We start from the raw sequence: 18394 nt of genomic DNA, 5'->3' as shown, positions 1-18394 counted from the left end.
CACCTTGGTCTGAGTGGGGCATGGCGCCATTCGGCTCTCCCATGTCATTTCCATCGCTTTTACCGTGAGTGCGGTATCTGGTTGTTCTGAGGTGGCTCCCCAGTGATGCGCTGGGCATATAGGTCGACAGCGGTGGCAAGGTGGCGCCAGCGTGAGCTGGCGACTAAGCCCGTTCGGTTACTCGGTTGGTCAACAGTTGTCTTCTTGTATTTGTGTGGGCCTTGCTGGCTGGCGTCTCACCACCACGTTCAGGTTCAAGCTGCTTCACTCAGTAGCGCATGGTGGTTGTGGCCACTTGTGTCTGGTTCAGATGTTGCTGGCATGTTGAATTTGGTTGCAATAGGGCTGCTCGGGTGGCGGGGCTTTTCATATTGGGAATCTTCCTATGTTGTTTTCTGGCTAAAAATTAGACACTGGCGGCAGCGCTATAGGTTTTCCTCCCCTCTCTATGTGTTGTGGGTGGCGGATCTAAGCAAATCAGAAAATTTTGTGTGAAGTAATTGAGGTTAGGTCATTGTGAGTAGTTCAGGTTTGTCTAACAGAATCGTTGTAGTCAAAGACGGTTCTGTGTCTGAAACGCATGAAATTAATGTTTCTGCAGGTAAGCCGCCGGTGCAAATTCAGGCGGTGCAGGGGGCGTATTACCGTTTGACCGAGGGTGATGCTGGGCTTGGTCCAAACAATATCATCGTCAAGCGAGTGGGCGATGATCTGCATGTTACCTTTGGTTGTGACTCTTCTGTAAAGCCACATTTAGTTATCCAGGACTTTTATAAAGTTGGTGGTCAACTCATTGGGATGACGGCTGACGGTAATCTATATGAATACGCTGCGGCGAGTGGCGAAGAGGGTGATGAAGCCCCATTTTTGATGGATGGTGAATCCTCCGAGCTGGTGCTGGACGCAAGTGATAGCTCTTGCCGGTTGGTTGGCAGTGATGATGACTTCGGGGCGCTGTTTATTCCAGCTCTCTTGGGGATCGGTGCACTTGGTGCGCTGGCTGCATTGTCGCGCGGTGGCAGCTCTAGCAGCAAGGGCAAGGATGGCGATGCTGGACAGTCGCCGGGAGATACTTTGCCTCCTGCTAAGCCGGAAGTCAGCGGTGAAGACAAGACTGATGGAAGCGGTAACCTGGGTCCGGATGGTCAACCGGATCCGCTCCCGGAAGGTACGCACGGACTTGTTGATATTCTCGATGATGTGGGGGATGTTCAGGGTAGCATTCTAAATGGACGGGCTACTGACGATAGTCAACCCGAGCTGATTGGTACTGGTGAGCCGGGTGATACTGTTATCATCTACGACAATGACCAGGAAATTGGCCGCGTGGTGGTGGATGAAAATGGCGAGTGGACGTTTACGCCGGACCAGCCGCTGAGCGAAGGTGAGCACGACTTCAGCCTTGAATTTGTTGACCCGGATGGTAATACCAGCGAGCGTTCCGACGACTGGACCATCGTGGTTGACACCACTGCCCCGGACAAACCGGAAGTCAGCGGTGAAGACAAAACCGATGAAAACGGCAACCCCGGTCCGGACGGCAATCCCGACCCGCTGCCCGACAACACCTACGGTTTGACCGACATTCACGACGATGTGGGCAGCAAGACAGGCAGTGTTCTGGAGGGTGAATCCACCGACGACACGCAACCGGAACTGATTGGTACCGGTGAAGCGGGCAACACCGTCATCATCTACGACAACGACCAGGAAATTGGGCGCGTGGTAGTGGATGAAAATGGCGAGTGGACATTTACTCCGGATCAGCCTCTGACGGATGGCGATCATGCGTTCAGCATTGAGTTCGTCGATCCGGCGGGCAACACCAGCCCACGTTCCGACGACTGGACCATCGTGGTTGATACCGCAGCTCCGGGCAATCCTGGTGGTGGTATCGATGACTCAACCACACCAGTGAACGAAAACCTCGCAGCCCCAATCGTCGACGAAATGGACAACGATGGTGTGATCAACAAAGCCGAAGCAGCGGACGGCACCGTGGTGCGTATCCCTGGCTACGACGGCATGGCGGAAGGCGACGTCATTGTTCTGGACTGGAATGGTACTGAAATCGAGTACACCGTCACGGCCGCGGATGTGAACGCCCAGGAGGCCCGTATCACGGTTCCCGCAGCGGAACTGTCGAGCGATGCCAGCTTTGATATCGACTACATGGTGCGTGACAAGGCGGGTAACGAAAGTGGCCGCAGTCCGTCTACCGCGGTTGTGATTGATCTGGCTGGCCCGGACAAACCGGAAGTCAGCGGTGAAGACAAAACCGATGAAAACGGCAACCCCGGTCCGGACGGCAATCCCGACCCGCTGCCTGGCAACACCTATGGTCTGACCGACATTCACGACGATGTGGGCAGCAAGACAGGCAGTGTTCTGGACGGCGAATCCACCGACGACACGCAACCGGAACTGATTGGTACCGGTGAAGCGGGCAACACCGTCATCATCTACGACGACGGCCAAAAACTGGGTGAAGCCGTGGTGGGGCAGGATGGCAAGTGGAGCTTCACACCACCTCAGGCACTGGCGGATGGCGAGCACAAATTCAGCATTGAATTTGTTGACCCTGCGGGTAACAGCAGTCCACGTTCCGACGACTGGACCATCGTGGTTGACACCACTGCCCCGGACAAACCGGAAGTCAGCGGTGAAGACAAAACCGATGAAAACGGCAACCCCGGTCCGGACGGCAATCCCGACCCGCTGCCTGGCAACACCTATGGTCTGACCGACATTCACGACGATGTGGGTAGCAAGACAGGCAGTGTTCTGGACGGCGAATCCACCGACGACACGCAACCGGAACTGATTGGTACCGGTGAAGCGGGCAACACCGTCATCATCTACGACGACGGCCAAAAACTGGGTGAAGCAGTGGTGGGACAGGATGGCAAGTGGAGCTTCACACCACCTCAGGCACTGGCGGATGGCGAGCACAAATTCAGCATTGAATTTGTTGACCCTGCGGGTAACCGCAGTCCACGTTCCGATGACTGGACCATCGTGGTTGATACCGCAGCTCCGGGCAATCCTGGTGGTGGTATCGATGACTCAACCACACCAGTGAACGAAAACCTCGCAGCCCCAATCGTCGACGAAATGGACAACGATGGTGTGATCAACAAAGCCGAAGCCGCGGACGGCACCGTGGTGCGTATCCCTGGCTACGACGGCATGGCGGAAGGCGACGTCATTGTTCTGGACTGGAATGGTACTGAAATCGAGTACACCGTCACGGCCGCGGATGTGAACGTCCAGGAGGCCCGTATCACGGTTCCCGCAGCGGAACTGTCGAGCGATGCCAGCTTTGATATCGACTACATGGTGCGTGACAAGGCGGGTAACGAAAGTGGCCGCAGTCTGTCTACCGCGGTTGTGATTGACCTGACAGGCCCGGACAAACCGGAAGTCAGCGGTGAAGACAAAACCGATGAAAACGGCAACCCCGGTCCGGACGGCAATCCCGACCCGCTGCCTGGCAACACCTATGGTCTGACCGACATTCACGACGATGTGGGCAGCAAGACAGGCAGTGTTCTGGACGGTGAATCCACCGACGACACGCAACCGGAACTGATTGGTACCGGTGAAGCGGGCAACACCGTCATCATCTACGACGACGGCCAAAAACTGGGTGAAGCCGTGGTGGGGCAGGATGGCAAGTGGAGCTTCACACCACCTCAGGCACTGGCGGATGGCGAGCACAAATTCAGCATTGAATTTGTTGACCCTGCGGGTAACAGCAGTCCACGTTCCGACGACTGGACCATCGTGGTTGACACCACTGCCCCGGACAAACCGGAAGTCAGCGGTGAAGACAAAACCGATGAAAACGGCAACCCCGGTCCGGACGGCAATCCCGACCCGCTGCCTGGCAACACCTATGGTCTGACCGACATTCACGACGATGTGGGTAGCAAGACAGGCAGTGTTCTGGACGGCGAATCCACCGACGACACGCAACCGGAACTGATTGGTACCGGTGAAGCGGGCAACACCGTCATCATCTACGACGACGGCCAAAAACTGGGTGAAGCAGTGGTGGGACAGGATGGCAAGTGGAGCTTCACACCACCTCAGGCACTGGCGGATGGCGAGCACAAATTCAGCATTGAATTTGTTGACCCTGCGGGTAACCGCAGTCCACGTTCCGATGACTGGACCATCGTGGTTGATACCGCAGCTCCGGGCAATCCTGGTGGTGGTATCGATGACTCAACCACACCAGTGAACGAAAACCTCGCAGCCCCAATCGTCGACGAAATGGACAACGATGGTGTGATCAACAAAGCCGAAGCCGCGGACGGCACCGTGGTGCGTATCCCTGGCTACGACGGCATGGCGGAAGGCGACGTCATTGTTCTGGACTGGAATGGTACTGAAATCGAGTACACCGTCACGGCCGCGGATGTGAACGTCCAGGAGGCCCGTATCACGGTTCCCGCAGCGGAACTGTCGAGCGATGCCAGCTTTGATATCGACTACATGGTGCGTGACAAGGCGGGTAACGAAAGTGGCCGCAGTCTGTCTACCGCGGTTGTGATTGACCTGACAGGCCCGGACAAACCGGAAGTCAGCGGTGAAGACAAAACCGATGAAAACGGCAACCCCGGTCCGGACGGCAATCCCGACCCGCTGCCTGGCAACACCTATGGTCTGACCGACATTCACGACGATGTGGGCAGCAAGACAGGCAGTGTTCTGGACGGTGAATCCACCGACGACACGCAACCGGAACTGATTGGTACCGGTGAAGCGGGCAACACCGTCATCATCTACGACGACGGCCAAAAACTGGGTGAAGCCGTGGTGGGGCAGGATGGCAAGTGGAGCTTCACACCACCTCAGGCACTGGCGGATGGCGAGCACAAATTCAGCATTGAATTTGTTGACCCTGCGGGTAACAGCAGTCCACGTTCCGACGACTGGACCATCGTGGTTGACACCACTGCCCCGGACAAACCGGAAGTCAGCGGTGAAGACAAAACCGATGAAAACGGCAACCCCGGTCCGGACGGCAATCCCGACCCGCTGCCTGGCAACACCTATGGTCTGACCGACATTCACGACGATGTGGGTAGCAAGACAGGCAGTGTTCTGGACGGCGAATCCACCGACGACACGCAACCGGAACTGATTGGTACCGGTGAAGCGGGCAACACCGTCATCATCTACGACGACGGCCAAAAACTGGGTGAAGCAGTGGTGGGACAGGATGGCAAGTGGAGCTTCACACCACCTCAGGCACTGGCGGATGGCGAGCACAAATTCAGCATTGAATTTGTTGACCCTGCGGGTAACCGCAGTCCACGTTCCGATGACTGGACCATCGTGGTTGATACCGCAGCTCCGGGCAATCCTGGTGGTGGTATCGATGACTCAACCACACCAGTGAACGAAAACCTCGCAGCCCCAATCGTCGACGAAATGGACAACGATGGTGTGATCAACAAAGCCGAAGCCGCGGACGGCACCGTGGTGCGTATCCCTGGCTACGACGGCATGGCGGAAGGCGACGTCATTGTTCTGGACTGGAATGGTACTGAAATCGAGTACACCGTCACGGCCGCGGATGTGAACGTCCAGGAGGCCCGTATCACGGTTCCCGCAGCGGAACTGTCGAGCGATGCCAGCTTTGATATCGACTACATGGTGCGTGACAAGGCGGGTAACGAAAGTGGCCGCAGTCTGTCTACCGCGGTTGTGATTGACCTGACAGGCCCGGACAAACCGGAAGTCAGCGGTGAAGACAAAACCGATGAAAACGGCAACCCCGGTCCGGACGGCAATCCCGACCCGCTGCCTGGCAACACCTATGGTCTGACCGACATTCACGACGATGTGGGCAGCAAGACAGGCAGTGTTCTGGACGGTGAATCCACCGACGACACGCAACCGGAACTGATTGGTACCGGTGAAGCGGGCAACACCGTCATCATCTACGACGACGGCCAAAAACTGGGTGAAGCAGTGGTGGGGCAGGATGGCAAGTGGAGCTTCACACCACCTCAGGCACTGGCGGATGGCGAGCACAAATTCAGCATTGAATTTGTTGACCCTGCGGGTAACAGCAGTCCACGTTCCGACGACTGGACCATCGTGGTTGATACCGTAGTTCCTAACCCGCCATTTGCGCTTAAGCTCTATGACGATAACGGGGGGTATAACCAGGGGGGGCAAACTCTTAAAGAAATCAATGGGGGTAAGACCGATGATCGTACGCCTACGCTAGAAGGGCAATGTGATCCGAACAGTACGGTCGTTATCTATGACAATGCTGTGGAAATAGGTCGAGTCACAAGTGACTCTCAAGGTAATTGGAGCTTTGTCCCGGTTACCCCTATTTCCGGCGGGTCGCATAGCTTTGCCGCTGAGGTTATCGATGATGTAGGCCGGGTTAGTGCGCGAAGCAGTGAAATTGATTTTAAAGTTGTGGACTTTTTAATAGGGGATTGGGCTCCTCAGGGGGGGGCATATAATCTCTCTGTTGGGGAGAAGCTGGAATTTTTGACGGGTACCCAAATTACACTCGAGTCTGGTTCTGGGGCATTCGCTAAAATGGCGCTCGGAAATCCGAGCTCGCTATATGAAAAGAAAGACGGATACATGCAAATTGATGTTGGCAGCACTATGTTGTTGGAGTTGCCGGAGGCAGCTTCGACTTTTACCTTCTATCAATATAGTAGTAGCGTCCAAGGAAGTATTGAGTTTTTGGATTCCGCAGGAAATGTATTATCTTCATTACAAATTCCCCTCTCAAGGTATACTCACACGTTAGATCCTGGAGTGGTATTCGAAAGTGTGCGTTTTAATGTCACTGGCACGGTTGGGGGATATTCCGGAGTTGAACTCTGTGAAATTCAATGGGAGCCCGCAACCGTTGTCTCCAGCTCGTTTGCCGAGCCAGATGTAGTGGCGCCCCAGTTTTTGGCAGAGCCAACGGCACTGTCTTGGTTACTCGAGCGTGAGGATGTAATCGATCTGGAGATGATCAAGGTGGAACTGGGTGATGATGCTCAAATGCAGCAGATCGATTTAAGTGGGGGCGGCAGTGATGCTCTGGAGCTCTCGCTGGGTGACTTGCTGTCTCTGGGCTTGTCTTCTGATGACGATGGAAATACTGAGTTAACTATTCACGGAGAGATTGGTGATAAGGTCGTGTTGAATGATCTTCTTGTTGATGGCTCTGATAGTGGCAATTGGGAGCAAGCCTTGGAGACGCTGGATAAAGATGGCATTACCTATAATATATTCCATCATGATGGAGAGGATGCAACGCTGCTGATTCAGAAAGACATTGAGGTCGTACTTGAAAACCATGATCCAGTTATATCTTCTGCTTCAGAAGTGGACCCTCATCCACCCTCTGGTGGGGAGGGTACTGCGCAACAGGATCAACAGGAGATTGTTTTAAATAGCTACTTCTAGAATCACATCTTCGACGCTTTCATGCTTGCCTGTATGGGCGGTATTTCGGAAGGGTCAAGGTAGATTTAGATTGCCTACAAAGCCCACGTGAGCTTCGGTTCCGTGGGCTTTTTTGCGAATACGGACACCCCAAATTTACAAATACTTATTTTAAGAAATTTCCTGAAGACGCCTGCGTGTAATAGTTAAATAATTTCACGCTGAATCTACAGGGGGCGCTTACTAAAAGATAATTCCGTAATCGTATAATCAAGGTATGTTCGAGGTGGCGATGAGTCCGGAGCAGTTAGATCAATGGCGAGAAAAACATAAGTTGACCCAGGAGGTTGCCGCGGAAATATTTGATATTTCCGTGCGGATGCTCCGCTACTATCTGTCAGGTGAAAGGCAAATTCCAGCGCGTGTTGTTGCAATCGCTTTGGCTCAGGATCGAGCGGTGGCGGATCAGGGTGGGAGTCAAGTTGGCTTCTGGAGGTAGGGCTCGATAGTAATTTAATTTAAGTGAAGTTTTAAAACCTATTTCTGTTGGGCGTTTAGCTTTGGGTAATCATTTTATGAAGAATATATATTACCGGATGGGTGGGGAATTCCTCGGAACCTTTTGGTTGGTGATAGGAGGTTGTGGTACTGCAGTGCTTGCGGCGATGTTCGGCGGTACGGGCAATCCTCTAGGGGTTGGACTACTCGGTGTCTCTTTTGCGTTCGGCCTTTCTTTGATGTCGGCTATTTACGCATTTGGGCATATCTCCGGGGGGCATTTTAATCCTGCAGTGAGTTTTGGCTTTTGGGTCGCAGGGCGTTTTCCTGCGCGCGAGCTGGTGCCATACATCTTGGCCCAAGTGGCGGGAGGTATATTGGCGGGTGGAACCTTGTACTGGATCGCACAGGGGGCCGTAGGTTTTTCTCTGGAGCCCGGAGTGGCGGGTAGCTTCGCCAGTAATGGCTATGGTGAGCTTTCACCCGGTGGATACAGTATGGGAGTCGCGATATTGGTTGAGGTGTTGATGACGTCAATGTTCGTTGGGGTCATTCTTGCCGTCACTGACAACCGCGCTCTGAGATATGTTGCGCCGGTCGCGATTGGTTTGGCGCTGGTGTTGGTGCACCTTATAAGTATTCCGGTAACCAATACATCGGTAAATCCGGCGCGCTCAACTGGCGTAGCATGGGTGGCGGGAGAAGAAGTGCTCGACCAGCTATGGCTATTCTGGTTGTCGCCGCTTGCTGGCGCAGTGTTGGGTGGCTGCGCGTATCGATTGTTTGGTGGAAGTGGTAGGCAATAAAACTAATTATATGTGAGAAAAAATAATGGAAGATGTAATTTACATTCTTATAGTGGGCGCTGTAGCTGGCTGGTTAGCTTCATTGGTGGTGGCGCGGCGGGGGCTTGGTGTTGTAGGCAATATCGTTGTTGGCGTACTCGGTGCCTACCTGGGATCTTGGATCACAAAAGTGCTGGATGTTTCCCTTGGTAGTGGGTTGGTTGGAGAAATACTGCATGCCTTTATGGGGGCGCTTTTGCTATTGCTGTTGATCGGTCTTGTGAAAAGGAAGTGAATCGGGTCGATCGTATCTTTGTTGAAAAAAACACGTATTTATCAGGATATTCTTAAGGTGCTATTTTTTTGAGAGATATACGATGAATACTCTAATGCTAACTAAGTGTGTGATTGAGGTACAAGAAATGAAAATGCAGAGCAGAACACTGCAATTGGCTATTGGTGTGACTTGCGGTGTGTTGTCGCTTGCGAGTTTTGCAGAGGATTTTGGTAAGGTAGATGACCCTTGGAGTGTTAGCCTCTCTGGTGGGCGCTATTTCCTTGAAAATGATCATGGAGAAGAGCGTCTTGGTCTGAGCGAGCGTGAGACTGACACGCATAGGGCTGTGGGCGGAAGCGTTCGCTATGGCTTTAACTCGAGATTTTCTGCTGAGGCTACATACCGATATTTGGATTTCGATGGGAATGTAGGTTACCGGGACATTGATGCCGATCAATATCATCTAGATGGTATTATGCATTTTGGCCCACGAAGCCAAGACGGGCGCCGTCCATTCTTTCTTTCTGCGGGTGCCGGACAGTTTTTGGGGGACGATGATCTTGAGCTTGATGATCAGGTTCAGTTGAATCTTGGCGTTGGTTTTGATTACGCTCTTTACAAAGATGTAGGCGTACGCGCTGAGGTGCGTCGTTTTCATGGGTTGGATACTCATGATAACGACACCTATGCAGGTGTTGGCTTTACCTATAAGTTTGGCGGCGCTAGTTCACCATCTGATCGTTCAGTGACAGTGATTACGCCCCCGGTAGAGATGGATAGTGATGGCGATGGTGTAATGGACTCGAAGGATCGTTGTGCGAATACACCGGCTGGAGCCAGAGTGGATGTTTATGGCTGTGCTCTGAAGCTCGAGAAAGAACTATATGTAAAAGTGCAGACTGCTTTCGAGAATGATAGCAGCGAGATTACAAGCTTTAGTGAAATAAATAAGATTGTTGATGCGATGCGTCAGTATCCAGGAACTAAGGTGCTACTTCAGGGGCATACTGACTCGGTAGGCTCTGCTGCATACAACCGCAAGCTCTCTCGAGAGCGAGCGGCGAGTGTGGCAAGCCTCCTTATCAACAGCTTTAATATTGCTCCTGACCGCATTCAAGTTGAAGCATATGGTGAGGATCGCCCTGTAGCGGACAACCGTACAGCAAGTGGCCGGGCTGCAAACCGCCGTGTTGATGTCACAATCTCGGAGAAGGTGAAAATATAACACTTGTTGACAAGCTAAAACCTGAGTGAATCAATGTTAGATTGCTTAGGTGTCTGCGTGCTGTTGACAGGCACTTGCCGTGTGGAGGCCCCACACGGCTTTTTTATTGCATGTCACAATTCAGCTGATGCAATTGAGGCGATCTTGCACTCTGGTTTTATTGATTGTTCTTTTGCCTGAACATTTCCTCTTGTTCTCTCTGAAACTGCATGACCTGTTACAGTCATAATTCTAGAGGGCTAGTGCCACGTCTTACGTCTATCTAATTATTCCCCCGTCTCCATTTAGGGAAATTCTTACAATAAAATTGTGTAAAATTTAACCATGATTGATTGTGGTAGTGCGTCCTGTGACGCTAGATAGGTGAACAAGATGAAAATGGTTCCAGATGATACCGCCGGCTCTTGGGTAGATGACTCCGTAATGCGGTGTTCATCGGTCAAGGTAGAAGATACGCTACTGGCTAGCGTTTCCTGGGTGTGTGACTACTATGGCCTTGGTCGTACCGATGATGCGCTGACCGTAGGCTTACCAAAAGGAAGGTTGCTATCCCCTACGCTCGCTCTCGGAGCGTTAAACAACGCAGGTCTATCTGGTGGGGTTGTTGAACGTGTGAGTGAGAAACTTCCTAACCAGCTAATGCCGATGATTTTCCTTAGAAAAGGTGGCGGAGCTGGTGTTCTACTTGAAAAAAAAAGTAAAAAGGGAAATGTAGAGTCCTATATCGTGGTTTTACCTGAAGTTAGCCTCGACTCTGTATCGCTTACAGCGGAAGAGTTTGCTGGTATATACGGTAACCACGCGATCCTGATCAAACCCTTGACTGAGCCGGATAATCGTTCGGGGGAAGAATTCGAGAAACCACCTTCTCGTTGGTTGTTTGATACTTTGTGGCGATATCGCCGCTACTATCGAAGTGCGGCAATTGGCACCGTACTTGCGAATACACTTGCACTTGCCAGCATATTTTTCACCATGAATGTTTACGATCGAGTTATTCCTAACCAGGCGTTTGTAACTCTATGGTCGCTGACGGTTGGTGTCGTAATTGCTCTTTGCTTCGAAGCTATAGTCAGGTACGTGAGAGCTTATCTGATCGATACTGCGGGGAAAAAAGCAGACTTAGTGATAGGAAGCATGCTCTATCGACAAGCGCTATCTATCCGTATGGAGCACAAGCCTTCCTCTCCCGGTGCTTTTGCGAGTCAATTACGAGAATTCGAGTCTGTTCGAGATTTCGTTGCGTCTGCAAGCCTGGCGAGTATCGCGGATTTACCGTTCGTTCTTATGTTTGTCGGCGTGATTTTCCTTGTGGGTGGGGCGCTAGGTTGGGTATCGCTGTCTCTTGTAGTGATTATTCTTTTGGTGGGAATTTTTATTCAATGGCCCCTCGCGCGCGTGATGAAGCAGAACATGCGTGAATCACAATTAAAGCACGGGATACTCGTAGAATCTGTTGAAGGTTTGGAAAGCTTGAAAGCCGTAGGTGGCGAAGCGTTTATGCAGCGGAAGTGGAATGAATGTAGCGCTCTTGCATCTACTACATCACTTAAGATAAATCGTATAAATAGCTTGGCGACAGGCGTAATGACCTTTCTACAACAATTGCAGACTGTCGTGCTCGTGGTAATTGGCGTGTATATGATCGACGCAGGTGAGCTTTCAATGGGCGCGCTCATCGCTACGGTAATGTTGGCTGCTCGTGCAAGCGCACCATTGGGGCAAGTAATGGGGTTGGCGACACGTTTCCAGCAAGCTAAAGCAGGGCTGAGCACACTGAACCGTTTGATGGAAATGCCGCGAGACCGGGACTCCGAGCAAAACTACCTCGCGAAACCGGAACTTAAAGGGCAATTAACGTTAAAAGAAGTTTGTTTTTCCTACCCTGGTGAATCTGATGGTCAAAAACAGCAGGTTTTGAAAAATATAAATTTGACCGTAGAACCGGGTGAGCGAGTTGCAATTTTGGGGCGTATAGGTAGTGGTAAATCGACCTTACTGCGAGTGATGTCACGGTTATATGCACCAACAAGCGGGCAGCTCCTATCCGGAAATCTGGATGTTAGGCAAATTGATCCCGCGGACTGGCGTAGAGCGGTAAGTTATGTAGGGCAAGACTCAAAACTTTTCTACGGAACGTTGAAGCAAAATATTATGATCGGTTGCCAAGATGTAACCGCAAGTGAGTTATTAAGAGTCCTGAAATTAACGGGTCTCGATAGAGTTATAGCCGCACATCCTGAAGGCTTAAATATGCCTATAGGAGAAATGGGGGAAGGTCTATCTGGAGGTCAGAGACAACTGGTTTGTCTGGCCCGTAGTCTATTAGCTCGTCCTAACCTTCTTTTACTGGATGAGCCTACAAGCGCCATGGACATGCAGACAGAGCGCGAATTTCTCTCTAGCCTGAAACGGACGACTGATGGGCACACGCTCGTTATTGTCACGCATCGTCCGTCCATTCTGGAATTGGTTGATCGGGTTTTAGTTGTCGAAAATGGCGAAATTGCAATGGATGGCGCAAAAGACCACGTGCTGGCACAAATAAAGTCGAGAGCGTTAGGAAAAACTGTTGGCTCCAACCGTGAGGCGGTAGGGTTTGGTGTCAAGATGCGTAAAGCGTCGAAATCTGGCCAAGTAAACTGTACTAATTCCACTATATAGAGAAGAACGTATTCATGATCTAAGCTAGTCGCTGTTGTTCTAAATTTTGTGTTACTCATTACTTGAGAGACTCGATTTTCACTTTTAGCACTAAAAGGTATTGCTATGATTAGGCAGTTGGGAGTCGCACGAGTGCTTCAATGTGTCAATGTGGAAAGTGATGGCACATTAATAAGATGTATTGGTGATTAGTAGGCGTGCTTACCATGTTTAATAAATTGTTTAAAAGAAGTAGACGCGATGACAGCGGATTGAAATCTGGTGATGAAGAGTTTCTAGATGACTTAAGAGCTTCTTTAATTGCGCAGAAAACGCCGGGATCACGATTAATTCTATATTTAATCGGCGTCGTTTTTTTGGTTGGCGTTGTGTGGGCATACTTCGCGCGGGTAGAAGAGATAACTGTTGGAGAAGCGACTGTAATTGCAAAAAGTCGAGAGCAAGTTATTGAGAGTTTGGAAGGCGGTATCCTAAAAGAAATGCTTGTGCGAGAGGGGGCTATTGTAGATAAGGGTGATGTGTTGCTTCGAATTGACCCTACGAGAGCCAAAGCTACATACAGGGAAGCATACTCAAAAATGATTGGACTGGAAGCGAGTATTTCGCGTCTTAGAGCGGAGGCCTACGATCAACCCATAAGTTTTACTGACGCAGTAAAAGCGTTTCCCGATATTGTGCAAAAGGAAGAAAAGGCGTATCAATCAAGAAAGCGTGCACTAAGTGATGCAGTTTCGGCATTGGAGAAAAGCTATGTATTATCGATACAAGAAATTGAGTTGGCTGAACCGCTTGCTGCACAGGGACTAATGTCTGAGGTGGAGTTGTTACGAATGCGAAGGCAGGCTAATGACATTAAGTCCCAGATTGTTGAGCGGACTAACAAGTTTAGGGCAGAAGCGAATGCGGAATTAGTCCAGCTTGAGCTTGAATTGTCGCAAGTTAAAGAAAACCTAGTTGGGCGCGCTGATGTTCTCGATCGTACAACGATAAAGGCTCCTCTGCGCGGTACGGTCAAGAATGTAAGAGTTACAACCGTGGGTGGTGTTATTAAAGCCGGTGAACCGATTCTTGAAATAGTTCCACTTGAGGATCAACTTTTAGTAGAAGCAAAAATTCGACCATCTGATGTAGCTTTTATTTCTCCAGGCTTACCCGCCACTGTGAAGATAACAGCATATGACTACAGTATATATGGGGGACTAAAGGGAACGGTTCAGCATATTAGTCCCGATACTCTTGAAGATACAAAGAAAGCTGCAGCAGGGAGGCCAGATGATACGTACTATCGAGTAATCGTGCTCACTGATAGTAGCGAATTGAGTAAGGGCGGTAAGTCGCTTCCTATTATTCCAGGAATGCTGGCAACGGTAGAAATTCGAACCGGTGAGAAGACGATACTCGACTACTTGCTTAAGCCTGTACTGAAAGGGAAAGAGGCATTTCGTGAAAGATAATTTTAATGCGTACTGTAATACAGTATGGGGTTTTCGAGGATGCATTGGCAGGCTCTCGTCGCCTGTTTTTGTTTCTACTGTTTTTTTTATTTTTTTTTGTTTCACGTCAAATGTATTTGGTGTGGAGGATTCTCATCTAGACGCATCACTAGTTAAAGAAATTGATGGTACAAGTGATGTGGAGGTGCCTGCTGAGGAAATAAAAAGCTTGTTTCGTCAGGCAGTACTCGCTTCTTTTCAGCGAAGCCCTGAGGTAAAAAGAGCGTTAGCCGATAAATCGGCGTCAGAAGAAGAGGTTTTAGAAGCTAAGGGGCAGCGTTGGCCGCAAGTGAATATAGGTGCACAAACTAAATCAAAAGAATATGGTGAAGGTATTGATAATCGCAGCTCCGGCGGGTGGCTATTTACCATGGTTACACCTGTGTACGATTGGGGTGCTATACGATCAGCAATAGCGAGCAGGGAAAATCTTGCAGAAGCCGCCGGAGAGCAAGTTGAGGCGGAGAGGGAAAATGCAGCCTTTAACGTTCTTTCCAGTATAATAAATCTGGCACGATACAGGCTAATTGTTGAATCTAGCCAAGCATATGTCAACCGCATGCAAGAACTGGTAACGATGCTCTCTGGCGTTGTCGCAGTTGATACTGGTCGAGCAAGTGAATTGACGCAAGCTCGTGCTCGCCTTCTCGGAGCTAGGGGGCAACGCGATGCTGCAGAAGCAAAATCAAATGAAGAAGCAATTAATTTGCAGAAGTATATTGGTAATTCAAATATCAATGTTCCAAATAAAAGTATTTGGGGGATATCGAATCCGGATCTAAATTCTCTTCTGGATAGCATCGCATTACACCCGACGGTGAAGCAAGCAAAGTCCCGTAGTGAAGCGGCAATGCTCGAGGCAAAATCAATTCGAGCTTCGACTCTTCCCAGTTTGACCTGGGAGGTTAGTAAGAGTACTGAGCAAGATGTATTTGCAAATGAAACGCCATGGCAGACATATATATCTGTAAATTGGGCGGCATTTAGCGGTGGCTCTATCCGCTCCGCGAAGCGCGCGGCGCTGCACAGGTCTGAATCTCAAAAATATGAAGCACAATTTTTACAGAGAGATTTGGAATTTCGAATTAGGTCAGCCAATCTTGAGGGTGAGAAGGCAAAGTCGCGTGCTGACCTGTATCGCGAGTTGGTTATTGAGACAGATAAGGTGCGACGTGACTATTATCAGCAATGGTACCATTTAGGAAAACGTACGTTACTTGATGTCTTAACCGCTGAAACAGGATTGTATGATAATCAAGTAAAAGAAATAGAGTCGCGCTTTGATGCATATATTGCAATAATTATGCAATATGCTGCTGCTGGAGAACTTAGAAGCTGGTTGTCAATTGATGAAATTAAGAAGCCGCAGGAATGAATGTGAGATTGACTTTCATTTATGGTCTTCTAGGTTTTATTCCATTTTTTTCGATACATATACCTTCACTTGACGCAGGGCTTGAAAGTTCCCGTCTCAATTTAAGAGAGCAAAGTAGTCCATCTTTCCTATCCCATTTTTCTCATCCCATCTCTGATATAAATACTCAAGTTTCACATAAATTATATTGTAACCACGAGGAGGCGCTAGCTTATCTAGATGTTTCTGAAATAAATGGTAAAAAAAGTCAATCAATCTCTGTCGAAGATGCCAGTGAAGATCTTCTATTCTCTGATTCTCAGAAAGAATGGCTACAAAAAATGCCTGAAATTCATGTCGCATTCATAAAGGAGGTGGCACCATTTAGCTATGTTTCAGATAGTGGGAGATACACGGGAATTAGTGATGACGTTTTGACTATTATTTCTGCGAAGACCGGAATCCGTTTTAAATACAAAGTTGTAGATAATGATGGTGCTGCGTTTTCCGCTTTACGTGCTGGTGAAGTTGATTTAATCAGTGGAAGTGTAGAGTTAGGTATGAAGGGTGGTGACCTTATATATAGTGTCCCATACTATCACGGTTATGCTGTTCTTGTTTCTAGGGGAGATGGTTGGCAGCGAAATGTTCATGGTGTAGGAAAGTATAAAAATATATCCATAGCAGTTGGTAAAACATTAGGGTCCGTTGTTAGCGCAGAATACCCCGAAGCAGATTTAGTATATCCAAAAAGTGCAATGCGCGGTATTAGAATGCTATTAGATGGATCGGTTGAAAGCGTGGCTTTGTTACAGTCAACAGCCGATTACTATATAAGGCAGTTTCCATATTACGATTTGCGTGTTGTTCGAGTGTTAAGTGAAGATAGATTTCCTGTGTCGTTTGTTGGGATGAAAGGCGATGAAGAGCTCTTCTCTATATTGAATGCAGTAATCACTAAAATTAGCCCTCAAGATATGTATAGTATGGCGTTGAGGTGGAGAGAGCCTTCAGATCTTAAATCCTTTTTTCATGCCAATTGGTACTGGATACTCCCAGTCTTGGTCTCTTCATTATTGGTGGTGTTTTCGTCGCTGGCGTGGGCTATTTACTTGCGTCGGCAAATTATTCTCAGGAGGAAGGCGGAAGAGGTTCTGCAGCAGCAAAAAAGTATCGCACAACAAGCAAACAGAGCGAAGAGCCAGTTTGTTTCAGTAATTAGTCATGAAATTCGAACTCGTATGAATTCGGTGTATGGAATTCTTGAGCTGTTGGTAAAAGGACCTAAAGATACTGTAGATAATGATGAGCTGCTACCGATAGCACTAGATTCTGCATCCGACATGCTAGAAATGATTGGTGATGTTCTTGATTTAAGTCGGGTCGAAGAAGGATGCTTAATCTTAGATTTTCAACGTGTGAATATTTCTGAGCTGGTGCATTCCGTACACAGATCTTTTATGCCTATTGCAAGTAAAAAGGGGCTGAGTTTTCCTGTGTCTTTCAATTGTAAACTTGATAAATTGCTTATGGCCGACCCTGTTCGAGTAAAGCAGGTCGTGGCTAATTTGTTGAGTAATGCATTGAAGAATACTGCGGAGGGTGATGTAAGCACAAGCGTCGAATTCTCGAAATGTAGTGATAATATTTATGAGGTAGTTATTTCAGTTAGAGATACGGGCTGTGGAATTTCGCAGCATAATATGAAGTCGGTCTTCGAGCGTTTTTCTGCATTTCCGTCTTCTAATGATGGGCGAACTAGTGCCGGATTGGGGCTGTTTCTATGTCGGGAAATATGTCGCTTGATGGACGGTGAGCTTGAATTAACTAGCGTCCTTAGTTCAGGTACCAAAGCTCGCGCTGTATTTAATCTTAAATTGGCCGACGATACGACTAAAATTCCCAAACCCCATTGCGTGAAACTGGTGAGGCATCAGGGCCCTTCTTTCAAGGTGTTAATTGTTGATGATCACCCGACTAACCTTCTTTTACTAAGGCGGCAGTTGGAAAGTTTCGGGCTTGAGGTATCAGAAGAGGCGAATGGTGTATTGGCTTTACGTGCCTTTTTGAAAGGGAGATATGACTTAGTTGTGACTGATTGCGGTATGCCTATTGGAGATGGTTACTTTCTGGCGCGTGAAATACGCAACTTCGAAAGTATTCTAGGAATTAGAAGGAGGCCTATTGTTGGTTATACGGCAAATGCTTTAAGTGACGAGGTTTCAGTCTGTAGAACTGCCGGAATGGATAAAGTTCTTTTTAAGCCGATTAAGTCGGAAGCGCTTAATGATCTTTTTTTGGATCTTGATGTTTCCAATTCGTATCCCGAGTATCAACTTTTTGACGTGAAAAATAGCTTGATCGCACAAGGTTTTGATTCTGAGGCTATAGTTGCTGAGGTTCGTACTAATAACTGGGAGGATGTTTACAGGTTATTGGAGTCCTACGCGATGGAAATCGAACTCGAAGAACTGGCGAAGATGGCGCATAAATTAAAGGGTCCGGCGCAGTTAATTCATGTTAGTCCTATGTTTTCTCTTTGCGATCAGCTAGAGAATGCTTGCCTTGAAGGATTGGGCAGAGATCATGTTACCACGTTAATTAGGCGGTTGGTTGTTGTAATGATGGCGATTGATCGAGAGCTTAGTGCGAATAGTTTCTAATTTTTTCTTCTAA

9 protein-coding genes are annotated in these 18394 nt (G+C 49.0%); all 9 read left to right on the top strand.

The window, feature by feature from the left end:
- Window positions 1-567 precede the first annotated feature (567 nt).
- Window positions 568-7443 carry an Ig-like domain-containing protein gene (locus C3938_RS04795; RefSeq protein ID WP_158681564.1) on the top strand — a complete coding sequence of 2292 codons (6876 nt, stop codon included), beginning with the start codon at window positions 568-570 and terminating at the stop codon, window positions 7441-7443.
- 256 nt (window positions 7444-7699) lie between these two features.
- Window positions 7700-7921: a helix-turn-helix domain-containing protein gene (locus C3938_RS18365; RefSeq protein ID WP_105102071.1), complete on the top strand. Its 222-nt coding sequence runs from the start codon at window positions 7700-7702 to the stop codon at window positions 7919-7921.
- A gap of 76 nt (window positions 7922-7997) precedes the next feature.
- Window positions 7998-8726, top strand: a complete 729-nt coding sequence (gene aqpZ, locus C3938_RS04785; RefSeq protein ID WP_105102070.1) for an aquaporin Z — start codon at window positions 7998-8000, stop codon at window positions 8724-8726.
- Window positions 8727-8751: 25 nt separating this feature from the next.
- A complete protein-coding gene (locus C3938_RS04780) occupies window positions 8752-9000 on the top strand; it encodes a GlsB/YeaQ/YmgE family stress response membrane protein (RefSeq protein WP_105102069.1) in 249 nt (82 codons plus the stop codon).
- 82 nt (window positions 9001-9082) lie between these two features.
- Entirely contained in the window at window positions 9083-10207 is a 1125-nt protein-coding gene (locus tag C3938_RS04775; protein ID WP_105102068.1) for an OmpA family protein, read from the top strand.
- A 372-nt stretch (window positions 10208-10579) separates the two neighbouring features.
- Window positions 10580-12871 (top strand): type I secretion system permease/ATPase, encoded by a 2292-nt coding sequence (locus tag C3938_RS04770; protein ID WP_199775487.1) that lies wholly within the window; start codon window positions 10580-10582, stop codon window positions 12869-12871.
- A gap of 206 nt (window positions 12872-13077) precedes the next feature.
- Window positions 13078-14325, top strand: coding sequence for an HlyD family type I secretion periplasmic adaptor subunit (locus tag C3938_RS04765; protein WP_105102066.1), 1248 nt, complete (start codon window positions 13078-13080; stop codon window positions 14323-14325).
- A complete protein-coding gene (locus tag C3938_RS04760) occupies window positions 14315-15739 on the top strand; it encodes a TolC family protein (RefSeq protein WP_105102065.1) in 1425 nt (474 codons plus the stop codon). Before C3938_RS04765 ends, C3938_RS04760 begins: the two co-directional genes overlap by 11 nt.
- Before the next feature lie 2 nt (window positions 15740-15741).
- The gene (locus C3938_RS04755; RefSeq protein WP_158681562.1) at window positions 15742-18381 is read left to right on the top strand and encodes an ATP-binding protein; all 2640 of its coding nucleotides are present in this window, start codon (window positions 15742-15744) and stop codon (window positions 18379-18381) included.
- The last annotated feature ends 13 nt before the right edge of the window (window positions 18382-18394 follow it).

Origin of the sequence: Microbulbifer pacificus (assembly GCF_002959965.1) — a bacterium.
Lineage (GTDB): Bacteria > Pseudomonadota > Gammaproteobacteria > Pseudomonadales > Cellvibrionaceae > Microbulbifer > Microbulbifer pacificus_A.
The sequence above is the reverse complement of the archived record's forward strand: the minus strand, read 5'-3'. Positions and strand labels throughout refer to the sequence as shown.

Bases quoted from the DNA above. Each gene is read 5' to 3' on its own strand.
- C3938_RS04770 (WP_199775487.1), top strand. From the start codon at position 10,580: ATGAAAATGGTTCCAGATGATACCGCCGGCTCTTGGGTAGATGACTCC.
- C3938_RS04775 (WP_105102068.1), top strand. From the start codon at position 9,083: ATGAATACTCTAATGCTAACTAAGTGTGTGATTGAGGTACAAGAAATG.
- aqpZ (WP_105102070.1), top strand. From the start codon at position 7,998: ATGAAGAATATATATTACCGGATGGGTGGGGAATTCCTCGGAACCTTT.
- C3938_RS18365 (WP_105102071.1), top strand. From the start codon at position 7,700: ATGTTCGAGGTGGCGATGAGTCCGGAGCAGTTAGATCAATGGCGAGAA.
- C3938_RS04780 (WP_105102069.1), top strand. From the start codon at position 8,752: ATGGAAGATGTAATTTACATTCTTATAGTGGGCGCTGTAGCTGGCTGG.
- C3938_RS04765 (WP_105102066.1), top strand. From the start codon at position 13,078: ATGTTTAATAAATTGTTTAAAAGAAGTAGACGCGATGACAGCGGATTG.